The sequence below is a fragment of the Desulfovibrio diazotrophicus genome (genome assembly GCF_902498985.2).
In the GTDB taxonomy this organism is placed as follows: domain Bacteria; phylum Desulfobacterota; class Desulfovibrionia; order Desulfovibrionales; family Desulfovibrionaceae; genus Desulfovibrio; species Desulfovibrio legallii.
This window is the reverse complement of sequence record NZ_OX346397.1, coordinates 2,211,309-2,235,743: the sequence shown is the minus strand read 5'-3', so window position 1 is coordinate 2,235,743 and position 24,435 is coordinate 2,211,309. Positions and strand designations below refer to the sequence as shown.

The window sequence follows — 24,435 nt, the reverse complement described above, 5'->3', positions numbered from 1 at the left end:
AACTACGATTGTTCGTCACCAAAGCCTTTGCCAAAGGCAGCTTCGAGGAGGTTCTCCGCGTCAGCAAGGTCTTTCAGGTGCTTAATGGCCTCAGGGGGAACCGAGCAGATAAGCTTAGCGAATTCGTCCTTACTCATCTTGGCTCGTTTCCAGGGCTTAACGGTGTCGTACTGACGACGGCTGATGCCGAGGATGGCCCAAGGCTTTTCAGGGGGAGGCTTTGCGGAAGGATTGATCATCAGATAACGTACGGTATTTTTCGCACATTGAAAAAATGGAAGTAGCCCGCCAAGTCGGTTAAGTTTGGTTATCGCCAAACAACCACCAAACCAACGTGGAGAGCTACAGATGGAAGCTATCAGGACGCACAGTAAAAAGAAAGTTCCGGTGATTGCTGTCGATGAAGAAGAATTGCGCACACACGTTTCCGAGGTTGTGCGCCAAAGTGTCGAGGAGACCTTGAACGGCCTGCTAGATGCGGAAGCTGATACCCTTTGTCAGGCCCGACGCTATGAACGCAACGCGGAGCGCGCCAGTACCCGCGCTGGACATTACGAGCGGAATTTGCAGACCAAGGCCGGCACGGTTCAGCTCAAGGTTCCCAAGCTGCGGCACATGCCGTTTGAAACCGCGATCATCGAACGATACCGTCGCCGGGAAAGTTCAGTGGAAGAAGCCTTGGTAGAGATGTACCTGGCAGGCGTGTCGGTACGTCGGGTCGAGGATATTACCGAGGCTCTTTGGGGCAGTCGAGTCAGTCCAAGCACAATAAGCGACTTGAATCAAAAGATTTTTGAGCGGGTTGAGGAATGGCGCAATCGACCACTTGAACCGAAATCCCCGTACATTTTTGTGGATGGAATATGGCTGAAACGCTCTTGGGGCGGTGAAGTTCAAAACGTATCTGTGCTAGTAGCCATTGGCGTGAGTACCGGCGGCTTCCGTGAAATTCTCGGAGTGGCAGAAGGATCACGTGAGGATGCAGAAAGCTGGCGGCAATTTCTTCGATATCTCCGAGAGCGTGGCCTCGAACAGATAGACCTTGTTGTATCTGATAAAAGCCTTGGCTTACTGGAGGCGCTTGGAGAATTTTACCCAGATGCCAAATGGCAGCGCTGCGTGGTGCATTTTTATCGCAACGTACTGCATGCGGTTCCTCGCGGTAAAGCCAAAGAAGTTGCTTTGATGCTCAAAGCTGTTCATGCCCAAGAGGACAAAGAGGCCGCACGCCGGAAATCGGTGGAAGTGATAAGCAAGTTACGAGCGCAACGTCTTGAGAAGGCAGCCAGAATAGTGGAATCCGGCTGTGACGAAACGCTTTCGTATTATGATTTTCCCGTGGCCCACTGGCGGCACATCAGGACAAACAATCCGCTTGAGCGTTTGAACCGTGAAATTCGCCGTCGAACCAGAGTAGTGGGCAGTTTTCCGGATGGTCATGCTGCCCTGATGTTGGTGGCTGCCCGCCTGCGCTATATGGCAGGCCAAAAGTGGGGTACGCAACGGTATATGAACATGAATCAAGAGATATCGGTTTAAATCAGAGATTTTGCGGCACGTACGAAACCATGCTTCACCGGCTAGCTGCTACAAAATGTGCGAAAAATTCTGGACACTACCCATAGGAGCACAAGAATGAAACGTAGCAGATTCACCGAAGAACAGATTATTGGGATTTTGCGGCAAGCCGATGCAGGAGTTCGCGTCGTCGATCTGTGCCGTCGCATCAAGTCGCCGCGTCGGTGACGAGTGTTTCTACACACAGGAGCTTTTCGAGAAGGAAGAGTTTACCGGGCATCTCAAGAACACCATGGAATCTGAAAAGTCTGTCTACGACAGAATTGCGTACGATTCAGCTGGCGTGGAAAAGGGATTCGCTCAAGGCTTGGAAAAGAATGAAGCAGTAAAGGTCTATGCCAAGCTTTCCGGCTGGTTTAAGGTTCCAACACCGCTTGGAACCTACAATCCAGACTGGGCTGTTCTTGTCGAGGACGAAGGTAAGGAAAAGCTCTACTTCGTCGTTGAAACCAAGGGGAGCCACTGGTGGGACGACCTACGCCACAAGGAAGGTGCAAAGATCAAGTGCGGTAAAGAGCACTTCGCCGTTCTTGCCAATAGCCAGGACAATCCAGCAAAATTCATCCAAGCCACCAAAGTCAGGGAACTGCTGGATCAGGCATAGGAAACAAGCAATGGCAATCAGTAAATTCGAACAACACCGATACGAGAAGCTTCTCCAGGACTTCTGCCAAGAACAGGGACCGCCACCGCATCTCCATGACAAGCTGAAATGGGGATATGAGGTTGATCCCAAGAAGCAGACAGTAGAGCTATTCGAGATTCGTCCTCACTTCATGGAACCATCAAAAAAGGTCCAAAGTCCTATTGCCAAAGCAAGCTATGTCAACGCTCAGAAGAATTGGAAGGTCTACTGGATGAGGGGTAATGGAAAATGGACTCTCTATGAACCATGCCCTTCTCTTCGGTCTCTTGAAGAATTTCTGAAACTGGTTCACGAGAATGCATATGGCTGCTTCTTTGGGTAGTCTGAACTAGATAGTTACTTTTGATCTAGACTGCGAAAGGTGATGAATGTATTCAATTGTACTAGTTATGAGTTGATCTGACAGTCGATTCTGTTAGACAAGCACCTCCCTACTGACACACTTGATAGGAATTCTGACATTCACAACACGCCAATCACGCACCAATCGCCCCCATGTCCGCAAGCGTTTGTATCGTTGATGCAACTTTTTAACTTGTGGCTATGTGGCTCGATAAATTTTAATATATATCGGATAGTTACGTGGATTTTTCCAGAAATTCTACCACACGCCACTTTTGGCGATCCCATTCAACGCAAGAAAGGGATAGTCGGGTTTTCACCTAACTATCCCTTTTTCTTTGATATATGGTCGGAGCGAAAGGATTCGAACCTTCGACTTCCTGCTCCCAAAGCTGGAATGCCGCTAGATTTTTTTCTTGCCCCATCTAGATATATTTATTTCGGTTTTTATTTTTTAAGTCTGACCTGCTTTGATAATTCACCCACATACTAGATAGTTTGCTGACAAACGGGCTCAATTGTGGTGCACCGACGTTACATATGTGCCCGAAGAGATTTTTACCCCATTGTGGCAGTCATGGGCTACACCGGTGGCATAACAGCTGTGCGGATTGTGCGAGCACTGTGCGAGTAGTATGGTTTGAATGGCCGAGAATCTCGGCCTCTCAGTGTCGTCGCACGGCGCACATGTCGCACAGTGATTTTTTTGTTTTTGCAATCGCAGTTATTTTTTTTGTTACATCGAACATGATTTTTTGCGAAGTCAAAAAAACAGGTGTGCGTGCTGTGCGAGCTGTGCGGCGTCTCTATGGCCGAGTTTTCAGGCATTATAGAGACGCCGCTGTAGTCTTTGACGCACACGACGCACAGAATTTATAAGCTAAGACTTGAGCTGTCACTTTTTGACACCTCATCCCAACGCGCAGGAATAAAAGCAATTCCACGCTTATTCTTTCCTCCAATGCTATGCGTCTCTCTCACCTTCCCTGATGCATCACAAACTACCCAGCCTTTAGCTTTTAATATTCCCAACAGAGATTTGCGGTTCACGCCCCTTGCTATTTCATCAACTCTAGGAGTCAGCATAATAAACAGCTCTTCCCCACCATCTTTTATGCGGTAGCCCCACATGTTAGGTTGACTTAAATTGTTATCCACGAGACTTGCATGCCGATCCCATCGTACATACTGAGACTGATTGAGAGCAAAATGATCCTGAATGCGTTTAAGCACCTTGGCCATTTCCAAGTCGCCAGAACCACCACGTTGCTCCAACCAAATCTTGAACCATCGCTGGGCGGATGCATAGGCTTCTCCTTTACTAAAGGGAAGGATGCCCCACTCAATTGCTGCTTCACCTGCACTAGCAATGAGTCCAAACTTACGGGCGACCCGCCTAACTTGCCCAGAAGCATCAGAGGATACGTTTAACGAAACGAATTCATCTATTTTTTTAAGCAAGCTCTCTTGGTTCTGCTCACTTCCTTCACAATACTTGGCTATAAATGCTCTTAAAGCCGTTCCGTAACTATTACTACACACATCTGCAAGGGCGACACTTAATGATGCCGGATCAGCATGCTCATGCAGATTAGCAAACATGTTCTCACCTGTACCTCCGTCGATTGGCAAATCAATAATTCTCACTGCCTGTCCTGCCATGGCGCGCTGTTTGCCTGACTCTTCAATTTTGTCATTGATTGTAAGCTCACCCGTGGAAAGAAAATTTAATCTCCAGGTCAATGCATTACGTAGCGAGGCATCAGCACGCATACGAGATCTTCCTTGACCGTTGGGAAGCATATAAGCCACTTGACTGACAACTTCTGCCGTTGCCTGACCGACCTCATCAAGAACCAACAGGTTGTCATTATGCATGGCCGCCGTGTGTTCAAGAGCATTGTGAGTACTACGCCACTGGCGCAAATACCCACGATTTCCACCTCCACCGCACACGCTGCCTGCAACAAGAGCTAGCGTTGTTTTACCGGTCGACGATGCCCCATAGATATGCAGCCCCCCACCTTCCATGTCACATGGACGAAGGAGCGGTCCCGTCAAGGCATAACTGGTTGCTAACACTAACAAAGAATTGCCCGCGCATAGCTTACCTATGCGCTCCTGCCATAATTGTAGATCCCCACTAATGTTGTGCAGAGTACCTGTGGTTTCCCGCAGCCCCCAAAGCACCGGTATGGCTGAAGCTCTCGTCAAAACATTCAAACGGGATTACGTCTTCTGCAACGATCGATCGGATGCCGAAACTGTGATGACGCAGCTTTCCGGTTGGTTTGAAGACTATAATGAAAATGCCCCACATAAGGCCCTGCGGATGCTCTCACCCCGTGAGTTTATCCGTTCATTGCAAAACTTGGAGTGTCCGGTTTAGCGGGGGCAACTCCACCCGCAACGATGTTGGGCTGATATCCAAATTCAAAGGGACGTTCAATCCTAAGAGGCATCTGTCTGTGGACAAAACGCACATCGCCGTGGCCAGGAACTCAGTAATACTTGAGGTTGGCACGACAAATTGTGGCGCAATCCCGGCTTTTCGTTGCCAGACCTCCCTCCGCCACATCTCCTTTTTGCCCAGTCTACAAATATATCCATCGTCGCCAGCCTCCAAGATGATATAAAAAACCAGCCACTGCACGTAGTTATGATAAAAATGAGATCTAAATCGCACGTAAAAGCTCTGCGATGAATAACTCCTGACGCGCCGTGAAACTCGCTGCCTTGACACGAATTACGGCATTAAGTTAGTAAACACTTACCAACTTAATGGAGGGGCAATGGGCATTAGAAAAAGCAGTACGGCCAGAAAATCCGAAATTGTTGCCGCAACGCTGTCATTGGTTGCCGAACTGGGGCCGGGGGGTGTGAGCACCCAGGCTGTGGCCGACCGTGTTGGCATTACCCAGGCTGGTGTGTTTCGTCATTTTTCCACAAAGCAGGATCTTTGGCTTGCGGTGGCTGAGTGGCTGATAACAGAAGCAAAAAAACGTTGGGAAGAAGCCTGTAAAACAGAAGTAAGCGCTTTTGAAAAAATAAAAAAAGTCATTGGCGCGCATTTAGAGTTTGTTCAACATACACCAGCGCTGCATTCCCTCATATTCTCACGCGAGTTGCATGCACAAAATGATTTATTGCGTCAGGCTTTTAACTCGATGGCCTCCGACTTTAATAATTTATTGGCCGAACTATCCAGACAAGCTCAGATAGATCGCGATTTGTCTTGCGTGTTTACCCCACAGGAAATAGCCAGTCTCCTTTTAACCTTGGCATCAGGTCTTGCCACGCGGTGGTCGCTCGGCGGCCGCACTTTTGACCTTGCAACAGAAAGCCGTCGGCTTCTGGAAATTTTGCTACATGGCATGCACGGGGCATGCTGACAGGCAAAGGAATAATTCATGCCCAAATTTAACAGAATGATTCTATCAACGGCATTTATTGGCATAATTGCCGTTGTCGTGCCGAGTTACATGTATTTTCACCCCGTTGCTGTCCAGGTCATTGAACCGATTCCAGAGGCGCAAATTCAGGTATTTGGCCTTGGAACGGTGGAGGCGAAAGTCAAATCAAACGTGGGGTTCAAGGTAAACGGGATTCTGCGTGAATTAAAGGCTGACCACGGCGATGTTGTAAAGAAGGGCCAGGTTCTGGCTGTTCTGGACAACGTGGAACAAGAAAATCAGGTGGCCAAGGCTTTGGCAAACCTGGAAAAGGCCAGAGCCAACCTAAATATTGCGAAGGCCAATTTTCAAAAATCGCGCATTAACCTTGCGTTGAAGCAGCAACAAAGCAATCGCCGCCATATGTTGAAACAACAAAACGCGGTCACAGTTGAAGAAGTTGAGGTATCGCTTGCCGCAACCAAAACAGCTGAAGCCGAAGTGGATTTGGCTGGAGCTGAGGTTGCAGCAGCCGCCGCAAGTTTAAGGGATGCAGAGGTTCAAGTCAGTTTATCAAAGGAAGTGCTGTCTCAGCATTTTCTAACGGCACCGTATGACGCCATGATCATAAGCCGTCACGCTGAAATGGGCACAATGCTGCAAACCGGGGAACCAGCTTTCACGCTGGTGGATCCCTGCTCGGTATGGGTTCGCGCCTTTGTCGACGAGGCAAAGGCTGGACATATAGAGGTTGGTCAGCCGGCTGAGGTTCGCCTACGGTCCCTTCCTGGGCAGCGATTTGTCGGCAGGGTCGCGCGGGTGGATCTGGAAAGTGACAGAATAGGCGAAGAACGGCGTATTTACGTGACCTGGGGGAATTGCCCGCGTGATTTTCACCTGGGCGAGCAGGCCGAGGTGGTCATTTCAACTGATCTTTTGAATGACGTGGTGCTGGTTCCGGAAACCCAGATTTCTGAGCGGAATGGTAACAGTGGAGAGGTTTGGACGTTGGAGAACGGCACACTCCATCTGCGCCGATTGAGCTTTGGGCAAGGCACGCTTGAAGGCTCTCTGCCGGTGATCCAGGGATTGCCCGAAGCAAGCCAGGTAGTTGCTACTCCGTCGCCCAGCTTACGGCAAGGCCGTAGAGCGGTAATACTGCCACGGAGCATTCCATGAATCTGGCGGCGCATGATATCCGGCACAATTTGGGGAGATTCTCGCTGACGTGCCTGGGGCTCAGCCTGCTTTTGGGTCTTGTGCTATCGATGGTCGGCATTTATCGCGGCCTGGTTGAAGAAGCGTTGTCTTTGTCCAGAGCGCCTGAGGCCGATCTGTGGGTAGTGGAGGCTGGAAAAAAAGGTCCTTTCGCTGAATCGTCAAGAATACCTGGTGATACCAGGGAAATAATTGCCAGCCTGTCTACGGTGGCCGCATCAGGCTCTATAACCTATCAATCAGTTGAAACTACGCACAACGAAAAAAAGATCAGGCTTTACATGGTGGGATATGAGCCAGGGAGACCAGGAGAACCCGCGAATACAATCGCGGGGCGTTTTATAACCCGTGGTCACTATGAAATGTTGGCTGACATCAAGAGCGGGCTAAGTTTGGGCGAAGAGGTTCGCTTGGGGCGAAACACGTTTGTTGTGGTGGGGTTGACCCAAAACCAGGTTTCTTCGGGCGGTGACCCTGTGGCCTATATTACGTTGCAGGACGCGCAACGCCTGCAATTTGAACTGGAGCCCCCGGTTGCGCGGCGGGAAGCCGAGCGTGGCACCGCGCCAGCCAGCAGGGATATCATCAACGCGGTGGTTGTTAAAGTTGCGACAGGAGCAAATCCAGAGAGGGTCGTGCAGTCCGTTAGCCGCTGGAAACATCTCACGGGGTTAAGCCAGTCAATTCAGGAGGATATCTTGATAAAATCGGTGGTCGACAAATCTCGCCGCCAGATCGGGCTTTTCACTGTCGTGTTGCTTGCCGTTTCTTCCGTCATCATTTCACTTCTTATTTATACCATGACCATGGATAAAAGGCGCGAGATAGCCACGCTCAAATTGATTGGCGCTCCAGACAGCATCATTGTTGGGCTTATTGTTCAGGAAGCTGTAGCCATGGCTGTGATCGGTTTTTCCTTGGGAGCCTTGCTTATCAGGCTTACCAAGAACTATTTTCCCCGGCAGGTAATCCTTATGCCAGAGGACGGATTGTCTTTGGCCTGCGCAGTGCTGATTTTATGTGTGCTTGCCAGTGGCATGGGTGTGCGCCTTGCGCTGAAAATTGAGCCTGCCGTAGCTTTGGGAGGATAGAATATGTCCAACCACAGAATGCCGCTGGTCAACATTCAGAACCTTTCAAAATCATTTGGGCAGGGCGATGCGCAAGTTGACGCCCTAAAGCAAATTTCGTTGCAGGTGTATCCGGGTGAGGTTGTTGGATTGCTTGGCCCGAGCGGTTCCGGCAAAAGTACCCTGCTCAATATCATTGGGTGCATCCTGGAGCCAAGCAGCGGGCGCATGGAACTCGATGGACAGCTTGTTTATGACGGGGGATGGCGGCAGAAGGATTTACGCCGTCTGCGGTTGGACAGCATTGGTTTTATATTCCAGTTTCACAATCTGCTGCCTTTTTTAAATGCCGCTGAAAACATTGCCATTGTTTTAGAACTTGCCAAAGTTTCACCAGATGCAGCCCGCCAACGCGCGATGGATTTGTTAAAATATCTGCAGGTTGAGCACAGAAGTGAAACGGCGCCGTCACGGCTTTCTGGCGGAGAAGCCCAGCGGGTCGCCATTGCCCGGGCATTGGCCAACAAGCCCCGAATTATTCTCGCTGACGAACCCACCGCTGCCCTAGATTCAGAACGCGCTGGCGTTGTGATGGATTTGTTTCGCAAAGTAGCCGCAGAGCAAAACGCCACGGTATTGGTTGTAACCCACGATGAAAAAATTTTTGATCGTTTTGATCAAACATTTTACCTCCGGGACGGCAAACTGGTGCAGGATGACTGAGGCGGCTCTGTTGCCCATCCGTATTCGGAGCGAAGAGGCATTTTGCAAGCCCCAGCTGTAGCACGAGAGCACTGGTTTTTTTGCAGGGTCAAGGAAGCGCATACCCCGCACTTTTGGGCATGACAGTTTGATACATGCCGAACATATCGCGTTGCAGCACCTTGCTGCAGGTCGGATAAAGACCATTACCGTAAACTGCTCTTTGAAACCAAACTGATGGAGCGAACGTCCGGTTTTATACTGCTCTTTTAGTTTTTGAAAAAATGTCTGGGATTCATAAATAGAATTTGAGAGAAAAATGTTGTAGCATGGCTTATGTTCAAAATCTCCTTGAGGCGCGATGCTTTTTGCAACTTTTTTGTATCATAACTATTCGAAATTCTGACGATAGTTATATATCCATAGCCGGGAAGCATTAATATCAATCACTCAGAGCATGTATTACCGCTGGAGAAACCCATTTTTGGACAATGCCGCCCAGATTTTCGAAACAGCCACGACAAACCGTCGGGAAGAACGTCTTGCGGCAGAGGTAAGCCACCGGTATGTGAAAACAGGTCTATGTGCACTTCTTTACGTTCGTGAAAAAGTAGGAGCACACGCCCGGCAGTTTTTGCAAAATACCGCGCAATAGCTGGCGCAGGGCGTTCCCCTTGGTGTGAAAACACTCCAACCAGTTAATTTCTTGGAGGCGTACCATGAACATCACAGCCGACATGAAGGTCAGCGACATTGCACTGGCCGACACACGATTGCGTGAAGCTTTAGAGACCATGGGCATAGATACCTGCTGCGGCGGGCAAAAGCCCTTGCGGGATGCCGCACTTGCCATCGCCCACCCTGTGGAAAATGTTGTGCAGGAGCTGCACAAGGCTCTGGAACGCCCCCTGCCCCTGCGCGCACCACAAAAAGACTGGCGCGCCGTTCTCCCCTGCGAATTGTGTCGCCACATTGTGGATACGCACCATGCCTACCTGTACAGCACTCTCCCCCATCTTCAGGAGCTCTTGGACAAGGTACGCAAGGCCCATGCCGAGCGGCACGGTGCCATGCTGACCGAAGTAGCCCGCAGCTTTGAGCCCCTGCGCCAGGAGCTGCTGGGGCATCTGCCCAAAGAGGAAAACATTCTCTTCCCCCTTATTTGCGCACTGGAACAACAGACCGCTGGCGGCCCCCCCGCCCAATCGCACTGCGGCTCGGTGCGTAATCCCATAGGCCAGATGATTTATGAACACGAAGGGGCGGGTAGGTTGCTGGAGGCCCTGCGCAAGACCACACAGAACTACGCAGTGCTGCCGGACTTCTGCACCTCATTCAGGGCCCTGTACGATGGTCTGCAACAACTTGAAGCTGATCTTCACGAGCATATCTTTCTGGAAAACAACATTCTTTTTCCCAAGGCGATAAGTTTGGAGGAACAGGTACGGACAACATAACTGTACCGCAGTACCTGCGTGAAGATGGCGTATGATAAGACAGGAAAATTGCTAATCTTCACGTGCCCTTCACCTTTGAGCGACTGCGCGGAAGGAGACGAACGTGGTCATGCTGGCTCTGGCGTCCATGGGCGTGCTTCAGCCAACATCATCATGTTCATATCGTCGCACTGTTTTCGCATCCCTTTGCAGATTTTTTATGCAAGTTACTTAAGTTATAGTGTTTTGTCTGGAAGTGATGGGTATTGGGCGTTGCTCACTCTTCACCGCAACCGTGCAGCAGGCTATGCTATATCCCTTCGATTTCTTTATGCCCACGCTGCTGCGCTCGTTATTCACCACGCCTGTATGCCCCACGCATGGCTACTGCACTATGTGGCGCTACTGAGCCTCGTGCTCTCTGCCGTCTAATTTTTGCAGTGCATTTTGCATGATGGGGTAGGAATACGCAAAAGGCTTCTCGTCCGCTCCCCCTGAGTTTTATATATCTGGCAACACTGCCATTGGTGGCGCGGCTCTTTCAAAGTAAACAGGTTAGCCTGTAACTGGCATTGAAGGAGTATCTATGAGTTTTGCCCTCAAACGCATCTACGACCAACCCTTGGCCGCAGACGGCCTGCGCATTCTGGTGGACCGCATCTGGCCGCGCGGCATGACAAAGGAAGAAGCCCGTGTGGAGCTCTGGCTCAAGGAAATTGCCCCCTCTACGGAGCTGCGCAAATGGTTTGCCCACGACCCTGCAAAATGGACGACATTTCGAGAGCGCTACTTCGTGGAGTTGAGCCATGCCCCGGATGCGGTAGCGCAGCTGCGCACGTTGGCGGAGCATCAGTTGGTGACACTGCTACACGCCGCAAAGGACGACAAGCATAACAACGCCGTGGCTCTACTGGAATATATATGCCGACACGCCGGGTAATCTTGCCCGCACTTTACGGTTTTTGTGAGCGTAATCATCGCTGCACAACCGCCAACATGTTCAATAGTCAGCACCACTGACACACAGTGGAAAGCCCATTGCGCTGACGCCGCCGTCTGCGCATCCCAAGGAGCATATATGAGACACTCCGGAAGACAAGCGCTGCGCCAGCTCGGTCAGGTCGGCCTGCTTGAGGGCATCCAGCACATCCTGCCGGGTGGTCTTCATGCGATCCACCCAGTCATGCTCGGCGGGCAGCACCGCCTCGGCGGTGGAGAGCCAGGACGCCGTCGGGCTGTGGTCCATGATGAACTCGCGCAGGGCGTCCAGCTCATCTAGGGCCTTCACGGCCTTTTCGTGCGCCAGCACTTCGGGAGCGCTGTAGCGGAAGTTTTTCAGCTTACCCGGCGAGGAGTAGGCCTGGAGCGATTCAAAGAAGCCCTTGGCCTCGTCCAGCCCGCTGGCCTGGCTGGCTAGGTCGGTTCCCGCGAGCAGGTCCAGGCCCCAGAAGGAGAGCCCTTCGCGCAGGGTCTGCTGGGTCATGACGATGCGCTTGACGATCTTGCCCACCGCTTGTTGCAGGTTCTGCACCGGCTCGTCCTTGCCCTGGGTGACGAGCTGGGCCATGCCCGGCGTCATGCCGAGCAGTTCGAACAGCGCTTTGAGCGCGGGCAGGTTCCATTCCTTGGGCTGCTCCAGGTGCTTGAAGCGGACCAGCTCGTCCATGCCGGTCGCAGCAAGCTGCTGTAGTCCGGTGGCGTCAAACTTTTTGCCCGGAATGGCGAGCACGATGTCGCCGGAATAGACCAGCGAAGCCAGGATGACCGCCACCCATTCCGGTTCAAGCCGACCACCGCCGGGGTTCATGTATTCCAGACCGTGGTCGTCCTGGATGATCTCGTTGCGGTTGACCACCTGGCCGTGGCCCTTGCCCTTGACGGCATCGAGGATGAACGTGGTGTACTTCGACTTGTAGGGGTCGATCTTCTCACCGTCGAGCAGCTCCAGGGCGTCCAGCACGGCGGTGGCCTGCTTGGTGCGGTTCTGCCCGGCGATGGCTCGCAGGGCGTCCTGCGCTGCCTGGGCGCGGTTGTTGCCGGTGATCAGGACCGAGAAGAACGGGTAGTCCGGGGCCTGGTTCTCGAAGTTCGGTGCCAGGCAGACACCGGCAATGGTGTTCACCAGGTCACGGAAATTGATAGTCTCGTGGGGCGACAGACCGGACAGATCGCGGATGGATTTGCCCTTGGCCCATTCGGTCATGGACTTGGCGCGGCCCTGATAAGTGACCTCGAAGGCATCGCTCATGTGCTTCTGCAGCCACTGGACCAGCTTCTTCAGGAAACCGTTGGCCTTCGATTCATAGGTGGCCTTGGCGTGGCCCGAGGAGGTGGCGGCAAGATCCAGGGCTGCCGCGTAACTCTTCAGCGCGGTCTGGAATTCCTCGTCGGTGCCTTTCAGGCGGAAAAAGACCTCGTCGTTGACCTTGTCGTCCTTGAAGCGCGGCGGATCGTTGGGCTGGATGAAGTAGAGGTAGAAGTCCCGCTGCGGCACGGCGGTAGAGCGCTCGTTGGGAGCGCCGAAAAAGAGGTAGCCTGTGCGGGCGGCCTTGTGCTCCTGCCAGACCAGTTCGTGCTGCCAGATCTTGTAGCCGGTCACGTAGGTGGCATCCTGGCATTCCATGACCCGCTTGAGCGCCTCGTAATAGAAACGGTCGAGCTGGGCCTGGCCCAGGCTTTCGGCCCGCTTGTCGATCAGGGCGTCGAAGTCGTCGGTCTTCTTCAGGTCGAGATAGAACTGGCGGTTGTCGGCATTGAAGGAGATGAACTGGCCGCTGACCGTTTTGTGGATCTCGCGCAGGACCGTTTCCACATGGGTCTGCAAGTCCTTATCCGGTTCGTCGCTGCCCAGCTCGGCGATCAGCGGATCGAAAAGACAGAGGCGGTCGCGCAGCTCCTCGGCGGATGCGCCCATGGGAGCATAGATGTCGCCGGTGGTGAGGCGGTGGACGGACAGCGCATGGATGAGGCGCAGCGCCATCGGCTTGTATTGCTTACGGGTGATGGCGTTCTCGATGCGGGATTCCAGCACCTGGCTGCAATCGATGACCGCCCGGATCTCGGGAATGGCGCGGAACGAGGCGTTCTGCTTGAGCGTGTTCCAGTAGCTGTCGAAGGCGATCAGGCCAGGCTCGTCCTGCGGCACGTCCTTACCGAGAATGCCCTTCATACCTATGGACAGGGTTTTGAGCACCTCGCGTTTTTCCACCACGGTAACCCGCTCGAAGGTGTCGATGTAATCGGGATGCACGGGAAAGAGCCGGACGAACTCGTCCATGCGCTCGTTGAGGCCGCCATAGTATTTGGCAAAGGGCATCAGGTAGTCGCGGATCTTGGCCTGTTGCTCTGTGGTCTTCTTAAGCAGACGCTCGGCCACAACGAATTTGACGTCGCTACGGGCAATGAGGATCTGCTCGAAGCGGTCCTTCACCCGGCGGATGCTGTCGGCGACAAAGGCGAAGCGCGGGCTATCGAAAATGGCTTCCTGGACACCGGCCATGAAGCGGAAGCGCAGGTCCTTGCAGACCTCGCCGACCTCGCGGAGGAAGTTGAGGTCGAGGATCAGCTCCTGGTCCTTGCGGGTGCGCAAGTAGTCGAGCAGCTCGTCGACCACAAGCAGCAGTCCGTGTTCGGGGAAGATCTCGCCAAACTTGGCCATCATGTCCTCGAAGGCCCGTTTGTGGCTGGTAATGGTCCCGGCTTCGGGGAACACATACTCCACGCCGAGTTTTTCGAGATGTTCTTCCAGTTCGGCCACTAGGATGTCGCGCAGGGACATGGTGGTGGCTCCGATTTCGGTACGGATGACCTTGAACCGACCGGCGATCTGAGAGGCTGCGTCGCGGACACCGGAGTGGTTCAGCCCTTCCAGCAGGAAGGCGTCTGCGGCAAGACTGGAGACCACCGACATCAAGTGCGACTTACCGGTGCCGTAGTTACCGACGACCAGCAGGCCTTTGTTGTCGACCGGCTGGTCGAACTGCATCTGAGGAATGACAAGCTGCGTGAGCCGTTCGGCCATTTCCTCGGAAATGACATAGGTGTTTACGAGTGTGTGCGCGGCGCTGGATTTGTCCGCGTCTCGTAATTGAACGACCGACTCAATCGGGTCGAACTGGATAAGGTCTCCGTATTTCATGCTTGCCCTGCCTCTCTATTCCGTGTCTGTACCATCCATGCCCACAATCAGCGCATCGACCGAGTCATAGCTGCGGTACTCGGGATGGCCGTTTTCGGCGTACAAAAGCCTCCCGGAATTCATGATTCCGTTCCACGAAGCCACCACGGCCCGATTTCTCGAAATGGACTGCAGCAGGCGCAAGGGGTCCTGCTGGAGATCCTTGTCGAAGAGGATCTCGAGATTATCCAGCACCACCGGTGCTTGAGCCTGATCCGCGATCTGATCGAGGATGCCCGGCAACCGAAGCGACCTCTGCTTTGCCGTCAGCTCCAAGAGTTCGCTGGAAAGCGCCAGATTGACGTTGACGACGGATGAGCCGACAGTCTCGGCCAATTTTCGAAGAACTCTTGTCTTGCCTGAACCGGTTTTGCCTACCAGTAGAATCAGGCGGTAATAGAGACCTTCAACAGCCTGGATGGACTGTATTAGTGTATTATGAATATTTTCAGTCATATATTTCTTTCTCAGTAGAGTCTATTGATTTTTTTGTCAGTACCATTATCAAGCCCCGAGTTTCGAACGCAATCGATTTTTTTTGCAGACTAGAGCCTGCTCTAATCATTAGCAAGAATCTTTGGAGCAAACGAGGCATAATGGTCGGGTTTTCTGACGGTGGCGGGGCTGCGGCACTACTTGCTGCCATGAGGCAGGATGTGACCTTTCTGGGAACAGTTGCAGGCAATCTTGATATTGATGCTTGGGCAAACCTGCAGGGCGTGAGCTAGCTTGCAGAAACTTTGAACCCTAAGGCGGTGGCTCCATCGCTGCAGCACTTGCCCCAGCGGCATTTAAGCAGCCGCACGGATGCGACCATACCCCCGGAAATCAGCGAGGGGTTCTGTCGAGCAGTGAACCAGCCAGAAAGTTGCGTTGTTGTTTCAGGCGTGCCGCATGGCGGGGCGTGGCAACGTTACTGGGACTACAATTATTCGGTTCGGGGGCGATGAAGCCAAGGCCAGACTAGGGATGTTGCATCAAACATTGGTATGCACCCCTCAACTCCTTTCACACCCTTAGCAGATCAATAAGCTGGCTGGCCTCATTTGCTGTCATCTCAGCAAATTCTTTACTGAAGTGTATTGAGCAAAGCGCTTCAGCGTCTAGGCCCTGCCGCTCCGCGAGGTCATAGGCATAGCAAAGTTGCTTGTCAGAAGCAGGCTGATTGGCACTGCGCGGGGTAAAACCGTACATAATCACCTCAAATTTTTCATAACAGTTTAAATTTTTTCCGAATATACGCCATGACTGAGGCGCGGGGGTAGCCAATCTTTGACCCTGCCCGTACACGCTCTGCGGGGCCTTTGTGCAAAGCGTCTTCATTGGACAGCGTTTTTGCTGAAATGAGCCCACCAGTTGCCTTTGCCAGTTCAGCCCGTGATACCACAGGGGGCAATTCCTGTTCGATTGACCTAAAAAAAGCTTCTGTACCGAGGCCATGGTTTATTAGTCTTTCAGAACGCTCAAAATTGCGTTGCCAGTATTGTTGCATGTGTTCTCCTGCATGCTGGGCTGATAAGGGTTGGTGTGGGAATGCATATAATAAGCAGATAATAAAATAAAAAAAGGGTGTTGCCAGTAAAGCAACACCCTCAAATATTTTGAGTGAAACAGTTAATTCTCTTCGGATTTGCCTTTCTGATAGGCAGAGACTTCATCCAGTAGAGCTCGTATCTCCTTTTCAATGCCTTCTCTAAAACGAGCATCCGTTATTTTTTCTACATCTTTCTTGATTCTATCGCGCAACTTTTGGATGTGACCTTTGAATGCGGTCAATCTGCGGTCTATTTTGGGAGTCTTATTTTCCGGTTGGGCAGTAGGTTTCTGCCCTGCTTCACCAGAACTAGAATCTCGCGACTTTTTGGCTGCTTCCTTCTTTTCGATGGCCTCTAGCATCTTTTTGAATTCAGCTTGCTGCTTATCATCTTTTAATTTTGAAAGTTTAAGCAGTTTATTGCGCGACCAAAGGGGACTCGTAATAGCCGCTTCTTGTATGCCAGATGGGAGGCTATTGAGCTTGAGTATCTCTGAGATAGTACTTTCTGCCTTGCCCAATTGAACTGCAACGCCTTGTTGAGCTAAACCAGATGCATTGATGATATCCTGGATGGCTCGAGCTTCTTCCATGGGCAGGAGAGAATTGCGCTGCAAATTCTCGGTCAAAGCAATGACCCTGTAATCTCCAGATACCAACTGAGCTGGTAATTCTTCAAGACCAAGTTCTGATGCCGCCTTATATCTACGCTCACCTGAGACTATTACTTTTTTATCGCCATCAACCCGGTATAGAATCGGAGTAATAATTCCATTAACACTAATAGAGCCTTTCAACTCTTCAAGTTGCTGTTTATCAAAATAGCGCCGGGGCTGATTATTATCAGGGGATATCTCTGATATCTTGAGCATCTCAATCTTTGAGCTAACACCCACAGGGTTCTGTGGGACAGATTGAGCACTTGTCGATACCTTGGGCGGATCAATAGGCACAGTAAAACCTCGTATTTTTTAACTATTTCACACTTCGGAACTCCGAAGTCACCAAAACAACCAATAAAGTCTGCGAGCAGGCCTTTTCATTAGCGTAGGGATGATTGACAAAAAAAGTCAACACAAACCAGGACCCCGATGTCCTGCGAACATAAAGGCTTATTCGAGAGGTCTGGAGGATACCACTACCTCCGCAACTCGCAACATCATTTTCGAGGAATCCTTGTGCATGAAGAAACCCTTGAGCCCTTGGGATTAAATTCTTTGGTGCGGGTTTTAGCCAAGTAGCTGCCTGCATAGACCACGTCATCGATCTGTTGTTCGACTTCAGGGGAATTGCGCTCTATGAGCTTCCCCTTGGCTCCATTGCTACCAGAAAAGTTAACAAGCCCATCATAGCTTTCATTGGGCGTGCTATTTGCGTTTTGCAGTTTGTTTTTGACTGCCCTACTCACAGCTTCTTTAACGGAATAGCCGTTTTGAATTGCATTGCCGTTGACAAACGCATTTACATGAAAGTGTGGCTTGTCATCTGGTGAGACCCTTTCTGTTGTCCAGACCCAATGCACATCAGGATCATTTTTTCCTTCTTTTGATTTTGAGTTTAGGGTACGTGTTGCACTTTCAATAATCCTGGTCATGTCCTTGCTGTCGAGTGCATAGTCAATCTCTTGCCCATTATTCCAGAGACAACCAGTTGCTGTGTTCTGAATATCAAGGCGTACTGACAACACCCTTGAGTGCTCTGCTGTCATGTGTTCAACAGTGTCTATGATCTGGTCTAATGTTTTTATATGACAATGGAGGTTACCATCTTGCCCATTGTTAATTGTGTAGCCTCTGTATTTATTCCCAGAAGTGGTGTCTTTTGCCATGACCATCTCCCTTGGCTTACTTTTACTCTGTCATAGTTATTACTTTTATGGCTAATAAACATACCACTGGCAATAAACATCGTGTTTATAATTTATTCTAAAGAATGCACGTATCATTTGTAGCAAATAGCTTTTTTATGATTATTATTAAGACACTACTAAAACCGGGATAGCCAAATACGCACTACACGGAGTATAAAGAAAGTTACTTCTGAGATATGCTGAATATTTTCACATAGTATTGTTGCGATAAAGTTTTCTATTAGATGGCATGTAAAAATAATGAATTTTGTAAAACGACGTGAGCACAATTTTAAAGATAATTTATAATAAGCTTATTGAGCGATTCCATTGGTTATAATGTAAGCATTCATCATAACGCTTAGTGATGGCAAAATTTGCATGCTTTGTTTCATAAAAAGGCCTACATTCGCCATGTTATCCTCAATGTAGCCGTTTTTGATGCATGGCTGTCGCATTTTTTCGACCTGACAGCCCTTACACTATAACGATATGCTGTTGCCTTGGTATTCATTTTCCGGAACACGGCAGCCCCCATACAGCATGGATTGAGAACGCCAGCAGCACCTGAAGCGTATTTCAATGATTTTGCCTCTACCAGCATGCCAGAGGAGCATGAACGCCATAGCAAACGTGCAGAAATAGTGCGAATACGGCGCTAGCGCCCTTTATAACCAATTTCCCGCCACACGAGCTTCACCAGCCTATTAATTCAGCGCGAAGCAACAAATACAGTGAAATTGCAGGTCGCTCGTTAAAGACGATCAAGAAGCTCGACTCTGCTTGACTGGGAAGATATCGGAATTGTGGTGGAGAGTTCCGTTAGCTGTTTTTAAAGAATATCATGGAATGCCCCTGAAGGGGCTGTTGACGCCCTCAGCGATTATTCATGCTTAGTTTGCACGGGGGTATCCCCGTGCAAACGCCTAACGCTGATTATTTATATCTCTTCTGACTGAAGAATCTAAAAAAATCTCTATGAACGTGCAGCTTAAGATTTGGGCTCGAATCATCGTAGATGCTCAGGGCATTATGGAATTCAAGGAATCTGAGAGAATCATTAATCCCATCACGAGAAAGCTTGATGCGCTGCTCAATTCTCCGGGAATCAAGCCCATGAGAAATAATATGGCTTCTTTCTTCGTAATTGATGTTAAGCAGCGTGTTTATGATCCGGACAGCTCCGGGGTATGCCCTCAATCCCGTCGGAGAATATGCGTGCAAAGCATGATGAAAGGTTTCATATACGATATTGCAGGCTTGCTCTACTTCTTCTGCTGTTATGTTGCCGTCAAGCGGATCAACATTATTCCACGCATGAATTGCAAATGCCAATCGCGCGGCAAGCCCACATGATTTATCGCAGTATGGGTGCCCAGAAACGGGCATCTTTGGCCTAATATCTCTTTTTACAATTTCTCCAAATTCATAAATGACATTTTCCCCTTTCTCGGACAAGCCAATTTCCAAAGGCTCCACTTGGCAATCTTGTGAATAAAATTTTTCCAGCAGGCCTGAAATAACACTGAAATAGTCATCAAACGCCCCTTCTCCAATTTCTACAGGGTCCTCGGAGGTATCATAGAAAAATGGGACGAACCGAGCTACTAAACCTTGCTCAATCTTGCGGCCATTTGAATAAAGCAGCGCCATTTCGTGAGGTTGGACAATGTGAACCATCGGAAGTGCTATTTGTTGAAACGTCATTGCCTTTCGGCAATTTTGTTCACTGAAGTACTGACCGGTATGCCCGTGCAGGACAAGAGAAGGAATTCCATGTTGAGGATTCAGCAACGTGGACGTCAGCATATCCGCCTCATCTGTAATACACCCTAAGCATCCACCATTTTCAATTAGCAATTCAAGCGCTTTTGGAGTTGAACACTTATTAACAAAGAGACAACAGGCATATGGTACATATCGCTTGAGGCTCATAATGTGCGCTTTTTCTTCCACACAGTTGTTAATAATTGCGTCAATTTCTGACAGATCTGGCAGGCTACCCTCAAGATTTTTTGAGACTACTGCTTTTATACGCCCTTTGCACAACGCTGTAGCAACTTGCGTTGTGATAGAGTTCTTTTCCTCATCAGTCTTTCGACTTGCACTATACGCAAGATTTTTTTGTTCCATATAAGTCTTGAATGGCCGCTGTAACATCTCTACAAATTGCGTCTTTCGAAACCCTGATGGAGCAGATTGAAGATGCATACTGACCGCAAATTCACGCCAGTTCCTATTTATTCGAACCCAAACACGGCCTCGGACTGCAATCAAAGTCGCCCCTAAAATAGCCAACGTGACGCCAAGATACTGTAGCCCTGTGGCATGGGCCATGCCTTTTACTAATTCGTGTAACGTAGGTGGCAGTTCAGGCATCTCGTCGCCCTGTGATACTTTTTCCAGTGGAATGATTTCATCTCGATCACGATACCATCGCTCATCATCTAGCGACCTTCTTACATAAAAATCATGGTGGCGACGCTCAAATATACTATTTTCCCGATGTGCACGATTGGCTGCACTGACAAAATCAACAAATCGTTTTCTCGTTTTATGATAAGTTGATGATTTGTTGCTAGAAGAAACATTTTTATCATCCTGGAGAAAATTTTGACCTTCATCTGGCCTAGGGGAGAGATTGTTTGAGGGAGGCAGCGGGACCTCCGCCGCTGGTACTTCTTGTGGAACAGCCCAACTAGCAACCTCTTTTTCCATAGCATCCTTGATTTTTTGAGTATCCTCATTCATTCTTTTTTCTAGAGCAGTACGTGGTGTAGATATGCTTGAATTTTCCGTAATATTAATTTTTTCAGGGTTGTTGCTACTCATGAACATATCCTTCTGGGGTATACGGCTTGATAAGCAGAGCATTGCCTACTTTTTCTATTTTCAAGAAAGGTGCAGCGTTACATTCTAGCATTGAAAAAAGCTGCTGATACTTTTTTTCATTTTGAATCAATTGATACTTGGGGGCTGTGGGGCATATTGCACGAGCATCGAATCCTTTCGCTAGGATTCTCGCCACTTGTGTGTTTGAAACATTAAATTTAGTTTTTATCTCAGGTATAGGCATACCTTTGGCGTACGCACCCAAAATAGCATATTCTTCGCCTCGAGTTGGCCTATGTCGGTGGGCTGGCGTATGGCCTGTTGGCTCAGATAGAACGATATCGGATTGCTCCTCATCTTTTGCTAATGACGCGGCTTCGCGCGTGATGACCGATAATACAGGCATATTTTTCCCCTTCATATCTGCAGTCGGACCTTTCACATCGCCCCACCAAACGGAGTGGCAGGAGTAAACAAATACGGCTGCACTTATAACGGCAATGAAGTTGTTTATTTTCAAATTGGTACGGCTCCGCCTCGATAGTTCAGCTAACAAGGCGGGAACTTAACCTAACCTCAGACAATTATTTTCTGCACCCCTCCAGCAGCTGTGGCTGCTGGAGGGGACGATTAATGGCATGATCTGGGACGCGACAATATGCGAAGAAGCCAGCGAAAAATCATCTGCTGTTTCCTTCGGGGGCAATGCGGTGATTTGCAAGGTATGCTTCAAGATCGCATACGCGGTATCGCACTGAGCGCCCTATTTTTATGTAAGGGAGCCCTCTTCGCGTAAAACGGTGCATACGGAGCGTGGAAAGGCTTAGCCCGGTTCGGGCTGAAACTTCTTGCTCAGTCAAGCATTGACATGTGGTCTCAATGGTAGGCATAGCCAACCTCCAATTCAGTTTTTGGGGCACTGGCTATTCTTATAGTGGAAGAAAAGAGAGTAAGGGGAGCGCGAGCACCTCGAGGAGCGCTTAAATATGCTATCAGTAATCTGTTTTATTAACGGCCAAGCAGGCGCGTTCGAGGCTCGGCTAAAGACACACTGCGAGGACGGTGAGAGAAGGAAAAATTCCCTGATTGTCTGCAAGCGATAGGGATTTTAATATGAAGCAACGTGCCCGTGGCAAAACTTCAATGTTCCTTCCACTTGGTAAGCAACAATCTCGGCTATGAGAATGCCATTTGCCGACGTTGTTCAGTGCGCAGCATGCAAGACGGCAAAAAAAGGCATTGAGAAAATCGATTGAGATGATAAATAAGTTAGGAGTGCAGCACTTGAGAAAGCACCTAAATTGTTGATTCATCGGTGACGTGGCTTCTTTTTATTATAATTTTCTAGCTGCCACTTTACACAACGCATCATGAATAAATTTTTGCGATGCTAAAATTACTGATTGGCTTGGTTTATCAATGGTGTATTTAAAAAAACTTGTTGGCCTCCGTATAAGACGCTTATTTTGATTAATTTTTATAAGGTTCAACCATTCCTCAGAACTATCAGTATCTTTTATTTTACCAACAGCTATATTGAACTGCTTTCTCCAAAGCTCTGAACATCTAGAAAAATGTTTGCATTGTCCACAGTCCTCAGATGTATCAGTTTTTCTTGGATCACATTTGATTTCAGAGCAATGTTTCCGATGCCGCTCCAAAGCGCGTTCAAGATCAAAATCACTATCAATATATAAATCGTATATTAACAACCCCATAGACTTATTAAACACATTATGTAAGGCCTGCCTATGCGTTTTTAAGTTAGATTGCTTATGTACTTCCTTGATAATATCCTTTCTTTCACAATTTTCGTAGTCATTGCGCGACTTAAAAAGGGTCGCATTCTTTTTAATAAGATCTATAATTTCATCGAGTTGAAGGTTTTTATCAATGCCGAAATAGACATACCTGCAATCACTATTAGATAGGATTACGCATCTCCTATCATTTTTTTTGAGAGCTTTGAATGTGATTGGGATATCCTCTCCGGACTTTGTCAGCATGGCGATCTCAGCCATCTCATAGGGGAAAGGTAAACAGGCGGCGCTTACATTGAAATGATTTGTAATATCAAACAGGCGTTCAATATCTGGAGCATTTGCGAGGAAGATTATGTAATCCCTAAGCTCAGGAAATGAAACAGTATGAGCCAACCCAAGCATCGAAGCTTCACGTACGTAGATAACATCAGTAAGCAAATCTATATCAAACCCTTTTGGTACATCATCACAGAATATCTCTCTTGAGCGATAGTTCAAGTTGTCAATAGTTTCAGTTATCTGACCATCATTAAATTTTGACATCTCAAATCTGCGTTTCGCATATTCACAAAAGAAAAAGGACTCTTCTATGTTTGTTTGGTCAAGGGCTAGATTTGGCATCACTTTTTCTCCGTGTCCATGTCAAAGATTTCATCGGCGATGCTAGCTGCACGTTGCAACGCTTCATCTGCCAAGTGTGCGTAACGCTGGGTCATCTGAGGGCTTGAATGCGTCAACAACTTCTGCAATGTGTATAGGTCGACCTTTCCACTGGAGGCAAGAAGCGAAGCATAGGCATGACGCAACCCATGCAGCGGACGAAAATCTTCAGGCAGGCCAGCGCGCCTTTTCACCCTCTCTGCTATTTTTCGGTATTCCTTCCGCTGCTCACCGTTTCTTCCCGGAAACACATACAAGCTATCGACTCTTCTAACTCCTTGAAGTACAATTCTGGCCGCATGTGAGAGTGGTATACGTTCTGTTTTACCTTTCTTAGCGGCTTCACCACGAAGCAAAATAAAATCCCTTTCAAAATCGATATCACTCCACTGCAACGCCAGCAAAGCACCCTTGCGCATGCCCGTAACTAACGCGAGCTTTAACAAGGCGGCGGCGTCTTGATCTGCTTCCATATCAATTGCTTCTAGGTATTTATTCAACTGCTCGCCGGTTAAACTTTCCGTTTTCTGATTGTCTACCTTTGGCATCTCAAAATGGAGCACGGATGGATCTGGTGATGCACATAGCCCTTTTCTGACGCCAAATTTGATTATCCGACGAAGCAATGCGAGTATGTGTTTTGTTGTTTGCGGACTTTTACCTGCTTTGAGCAGCATATGACGGAGCTTATCTATTTCTAATGTTGTTATTTCATTAGGCGTTTTGTTTTTAAAAATTTCACATATATAGATATTATACCTGCTCACATCAGATTTTCTTACTTTATCATCATCAAAAGCAAGTTGATACTGACTCCAAAGTCTAGCAATTGTCGGCTTAGCAGCCTCGGCTGCCTTTGCCGCAAGAGCTGCCTCGCGAATCTCCTTACGAGAAGCGCGCTTCCCTTCAATCCGCTCAGCTCGTATTCCGGACGCCTTAGCAGGAGTCATATCGTCCGCATACTGCCTACCAACTTTTTCTTCAACGACCTTAGAATCTTGCTTAAAAACAATATAATAGACCCGCTCTTCACCGGGTTTGCCTTTACGCTCAGCAAGCCGGTAGAACACTCCGGGGTAATTTGTCTTCACACGAGTCTGACTCGCCATAAACTTCCTCCACCAATATTCCAACCCTATTTCCAACCCTGTGCTTGACTTTTGATGGCAAAGTATAGAACAAAATGCAAGAAAACAATTTTACAATCTATTAAAATTATAAAATAAAAAAAATTGA

22 protein-coding genes, 1 tRNA gene and 2 pseudogenes are annotated in these 24,435 nt (G+C 49.1%); 11 read left to right on the top strand and 14 right to left on the bottom strand.

Translation table 11 applies throughout. From position 1 onward, the window contains the following. Positions 1-2: 2 nt before the first annotated feature. Positions 3-317, bottom strand: a complete 315-nt coding sequence (locus J7I12_RS09665) for a hypothetical protein (RefSeq protein WP_498793616.1) — start codon at positions 315-317, stop codon at positions 3-5. 31 nt (positions 318-348) lie between these two features. Between J7I12_RS09665 and J7I12_RS09660 the strand changes: the two genes are divergently transcribed. The 4 genes and pseudogenes from J7I12_RS09660 to J7I12_RS09645 all read left to right on the top strand — a co-directional run bounded on the left by J7I12_RS09660 (position 349) and on the right by J7I12_RS09645 (position 2,546). After that, positions 349-1,539, top strand: coding sequence for an IS256 family transposase (locus J7I12_RS09660; protein WP_498793615.1), 1,191 nt, complete (start codon positions 349-351; stop codon positions 1,537-1,539). A gap of 96 nt (positions 1,540-1,635) precedes the next feature. Continuing rightward, positions 1,636-1,725, top strand: a pseudogene (locus J7I12_RS09655) (transposase); the annotation flags it as partial. Then, the gene (locus J7I12_RS09650; RefSeq protein WP_498793613.1) at positions 1,691-2,182 is read left to right on the top strand and encodes a restriction endonuclease; all 492 of its coding nucleotides are present in this window, start codon (positions 1,691-1,693) and stop codon (positions 2,180-2,182) included. The pseudogene J7I12_RS09655 and the gene J7I12_RS09650, both read left to right, overlap by 35 nt. Positions 2,183-2,192: 10 nt before the next feature. After that, complete coding sequence (locus J7I12_RS09645; RefSeq protein WP_498793612.1) at positions 2,193-2,546, top strand: DUF3024 domain-containing protein; 354 nt, start codon at positions 2,193-2,195, stop codon at positions 2,544-2,546. Positions 2,547-2,916: 370 nt separating this feature from the next. Here J7I12_RS09645 and J7I12_RS09640 read toward each other — a convergent pair. Continuing rightward, positions 2,917-2,989 (bottom strand) — tRNA-Pro (locus J7I12_RS09640). A 450-nt stretch (positions 2,990-3,439) separates the two neighbouring features. Beyond that, positions 3,440-4,756: a DUF927 domain-containing protein gene (locus J7I12_RS09635; protein WP_498793611.1), complete on the bottom strand. Its 1,317-nt coding sequence runs from the start codon at positions 4,754-4,756 to the stop codon at positions 3,440-3,442. Between J7I12_RS09635 and J7I12_RS09630 the strand changes: the two are divergent. The 7 genes and pseudogenes from J7I12_RS09630 to J7I12_RS09600 all read left to right on the top strand — a co-directional run. After that, positions 4,719-4,955 (top strand): annotated as a pseudogene (locus J7I12_RS09630) (integrase core domain-containing protein); the annotation flags it as partial. The gene J7I12_RS09635 and the pseudogene J7I12_RS09630 sit on opposite strands and share 38 nt — an antisense overlap. Before the next feature lie 403 nt (positions 4,956-5,358). After that, positions 5,359-5,958 (top strand): TetR/AcrR family transcriptional regulator, encoded by a 600-nt coding sequence (locus tag J7I12_RS09625; protein ID WP_374283474.1) that lies wholly within the window; start codon positions 5,359-5,361, stop codon positions 5,956-5,958. 18 nt (positions 5,959-5,976) lie between these two features. After that, positions 5,977-7,137: an efflux RND transporter periplasmic adaptor subunit gene (locus J7I12_RS09620; protein WP_498793609.1), complete on the top strand. Its 1,161-nt coding sequence runs from the start codon at positions 5,977-5,979 to the stop codon at positions 7,135-7,137. Next, positions 7,134-8,267 carry an ABC transporter permease gene (locus tag J7I12_RS09615; RefSeq protein WP_303192894.1) on the top strand — a complete coding sequence of 378 codons (1,134 nt, stop codon included), beginning with the start codon at positions 7,134-7,136 and terminating at the stop codon, positions 8,265-8,267. Before J7I12_RS09620 ends, J7I12_RS09615 begins: the two co-directional genes overlap by 4 nt. Before the next feature lie 3 nt (positions 8,268-8,270). Then, positions 8,271-8,969, top strand: a complete 699-nt coding sequence (locus J7I12_RS09610; RefSeq protein WP_303192893.1) for an ABC transporter ATP-binding protein — start codon at positions 8,271-8,273, stop codon at positions 8,967-8,969. Between the two features lie 698 nt (positions 8,970-9,667). Continuing rightward, entirely contained in the window at positions 9,668-10,405 is a 738-nt protein-coding gene (locus tag J7I12_RS09605) for a DUF542 domain-containing protein (RefSeq protein ID WP_303192892.1), read from the top strand. Between the two features lie 565 nt (positions 10,406-10,970). Next, positions 10,971-11,324: a DUF488 domain-containing protein gene (locus tag J7I12_RS09600; RefSeq protein WP_303192891.1), complete on the top strand. Its 354-nt coding sequence runs from the start codon at positions 10,971-10,973 to the stop codon at positions 11,322-11,324. Positions 11,325-11,384: 60 nt separating this feature from the next. On the opposite strand, the gene J7I12_RS09595 is transcribed toward J7I12_RS09600, so the two are convergent. The 11 genes from J7I12_RS09595 to J7I12_RS09545 form a co-directional block, all read right to left on the bottom strand. After that, on the bottom strand, positions 11,385-14,522 hold the full coding sequence (locus J7I12_RS09595) for a DUF6079 family protein (RefSeq protein ID WP_498793606.1): 3,138 nt from the start codon (positions 14,520-14,522) through the stop codon (positions 11,385-11,387). A gap of 15 nt (positions 14,523-14,537) precedes the next feature. Next, a complete protein-coding gene (gene brxF, locus J7I12_RS09590) occupies positions 14,538-15,017 on the bottom strand; it encodes a BREX-3 system P-loop-containing protein BrxF (protein WP_303192889.1) in 480 nt (159 codons plus the stop codon). Positions 15,018-15,569: 552 nt separating this feature from the next. Next, positions 15,570-15,755, bottom strand: a complete 186-nt coding sequence (locus J7I12_RS09585) for a hypothetical protein (RefSeq protein ID WP_215646934.1) — start codon at positions 15,753-15,755, stop codon at positions 15,570-15,572. A 16-nt stretch (positions 15,756-15,771) separates the two neighbouring features. Then, entirely contained in the window at positions 15,772-16,053 is a 282-nt protein-coding gene (locus tag J7I12_RS09580; RefSeq protein WP_303192888.1) for a hypothetical protein, read from the bottom strand. Positions 16,054-16,175: 122 nt separating this feature from the next. Next, on the bottom strand, positions 16,176-17,048 hold the full coding sequence (locus tag J7I12_RS09575) for a ParB/RepB/Spo0J family partition protein (protein ID WP_303192887.1): 873 nt from the start codon (positions 17,046-17,048) through the stop codon (positions 16,176-16,178). A gap of 206 nt (positions 17,049-17,254) precedes the next feature. Then, a complete protein-coding gene (locus tag J7I12_RS09570) occupies positions 17,255-17,923 on the bottom strand; it encodes a YagK/YfjJ domain-containing protein (protein WP_498793603.1) in 669 nt (222 codons plus the stop codon). A gap of 957 nt (positions 17,924-18,880) precedes the next feature. Beyond that, a complete protein-coding gene (locus tag J7I12_RS09565) occupies positions 18,881-20,776 on the bottom strand; it encodes a DUF3987 domain-containing protein (RefSeq protein ID WP_498793601.1) in 1,896 nt (631 codons plus the stop codon). Beyond that, positions 20,769-21,296, bottom strand: coding sequence for a hypothetical protein (locus J7I12_RS09560; RefSeq protein ID WP_303193058.1), 528 nt, complete (start codon positions 21,294-21,296; stop codon positions 20,769-20,771). Before J7I12_RS09560 ends, J7I12_RS09565 begins: the two co-directional genes overlap by 8 nt. A 160-nt stretch (positions 21,297-21,456) precedes the next feature. Further along, on the bottom strand, positions 21,457-21,582 hold the full coding sequence (locus J7I12_RS09555) for a hypothetical protein (RefSeq protein ID WP_498794168.1): 126 nt from the start codon (positions 21,580-21,582) through the stop codon (positions 21,457-21,459). 528 nt (positions 21,583-22,110) lie between these two features. Next, positions 22,111-23,163, bottom strand: coding sequence for a hypothetical protein (locus tag J7I12_RS09550; RefSeq protein WP_303193059.1), 1,053 nt, complete (start codon positions 23,161-23,163; stop codon positions 22,111-22,113). After that, positions 23,160-24,308, bottom strand: coding sequence for a tyrosine-type recombinase/integrase (locus J7I12_RS09545; protein ID WP_303193060.1), 1,149 nt, complete (start codon positions 24,306-24,308; stop codon positions 23,160-23,162). The genes J7I12_RS09550 and J7I12_RS09545 overlap by 4 nt, the downstream gene beginning before the upstream one ends. Positions 24,309-24,435: the final 127 nt, after the last annotated feature.

Bases quoted from the DNA above. Each gene is read 5' to 3' on its own strand.
- J7I12_RS09660 (WP_498793615.1), top strand. From the start codon at position 349: ATGGAAGCTATCAGGACGCACAGTAAAAAGAAAGTTCCGGTGATTGCT.
- J7I12_RS09650 (WP_498793613.1), top strand. From the start codon at position 1,691: ATGCAGGAGTTCGCGTCGTCGATCTGTGCCGTCGCATCAAGTCGCCGC.
- J7I12_RS09645 (WP_498793612.1), top strand. From the start codon at position 2,193: ATGGCAATCAGTAAATTCGAACAACACCGATACGAGAAGCTTCTCCAG.
- J7I12_RS09625 (WP_374283474.1), top strand. From the start codon at position 5,359: ATGGGCATTAGAAAAAGCAGTACGGCCAGAAAATCCGAAATTGTTGCC.
- J7I12_RS09620 (WP_498793609.1), top strand. From the start codon at position 5,977: ATGCCCAAATTTAACAGAATGATTCTATCAACGGCATTTATTGGCATA.
- J7I12_RS09615 (WP_303192894.1), top strand. From the start codon at position 7,134: ATGAATCTGGCGGCGCATGATATCCGGCACAATTTGGGGAGATTCTCG.
- J7I12_RS09610 (WP_303192893.1), top strand. From the start codon at position 8,271: ATGTCCAACCACAGAATGCCGCTGGTCAACATTCAGAACCTTTCAAAA.
- J7I12_RS09605 (WP_303192892.1), top strand. From the start codon at position 9,668: ATGAACATCACAGCCGACATGAAGGTCAGCGACATTGCACTGGCCGAC.
- J7I12_RS09600 (WP_303192891.1), top strand. From the start codon at position 10,971: ATGAGTTTTGCCCTCAAACGCATCTACGACCAACCCTTGGCCGCAGAC.
- J7I12_RS09595 (WP_498793606.1), bottom strand. From the start codon at position 14,522: ATGAAATACGGAGACCTTATCCAGTTCGACCCGATTGAGTCGGTCGTT.
- brxF (WP_303192889.1), bottom strand. From the start codon at position 15,017: ATGACTGAAAATATTCATAATACACTAATACAGTCCATCCAGGCTGTT.
- J7I12_RS09585 (WP_215646934.1), bottom strand. From the start codon at position 15,755: ATGTACGGTTTTACCCCGCGCAGTGCCAATCAGCCTGCTTCTGACAAG.
- J7I12_RS09580 (WP_303192888.1), bottom strand. From the start codon at position 16,053: ATGCAACAATACTGGCAACGCAATTTTGAGCGTTCTGAAAGACTAATA.
- J7I12_RS09570 (WP_498793603.1), bottom strand. From the start codon at position 17,923: ATGGCAAAAGACACCACTTCTGGGAATAAATACAGAGGCTACACAATT.
- J7I12_RS09565 (WP_498793601.1), bottom strand. From the start codon at position 20,776: ATGAGTAGCAACAACCCTGAAAAAATTAATATTACGGAAAATTCAAGC.
- J7I12_RS09555 (WP_498794168.1), bottom strand. From the start codon at position 21,582: ATGCACCGTTTTACGCGAAGAGGGCTCCCTTACATAAAAATAGGGCGC.
- J7I12_RS09545 (WP_303193060.1), bottom strand. From the start codon at position 24,308: ATGGCGAGTCAGACTCGTGTGAAGACAAATTACCCCGGAGTGTTCTAC.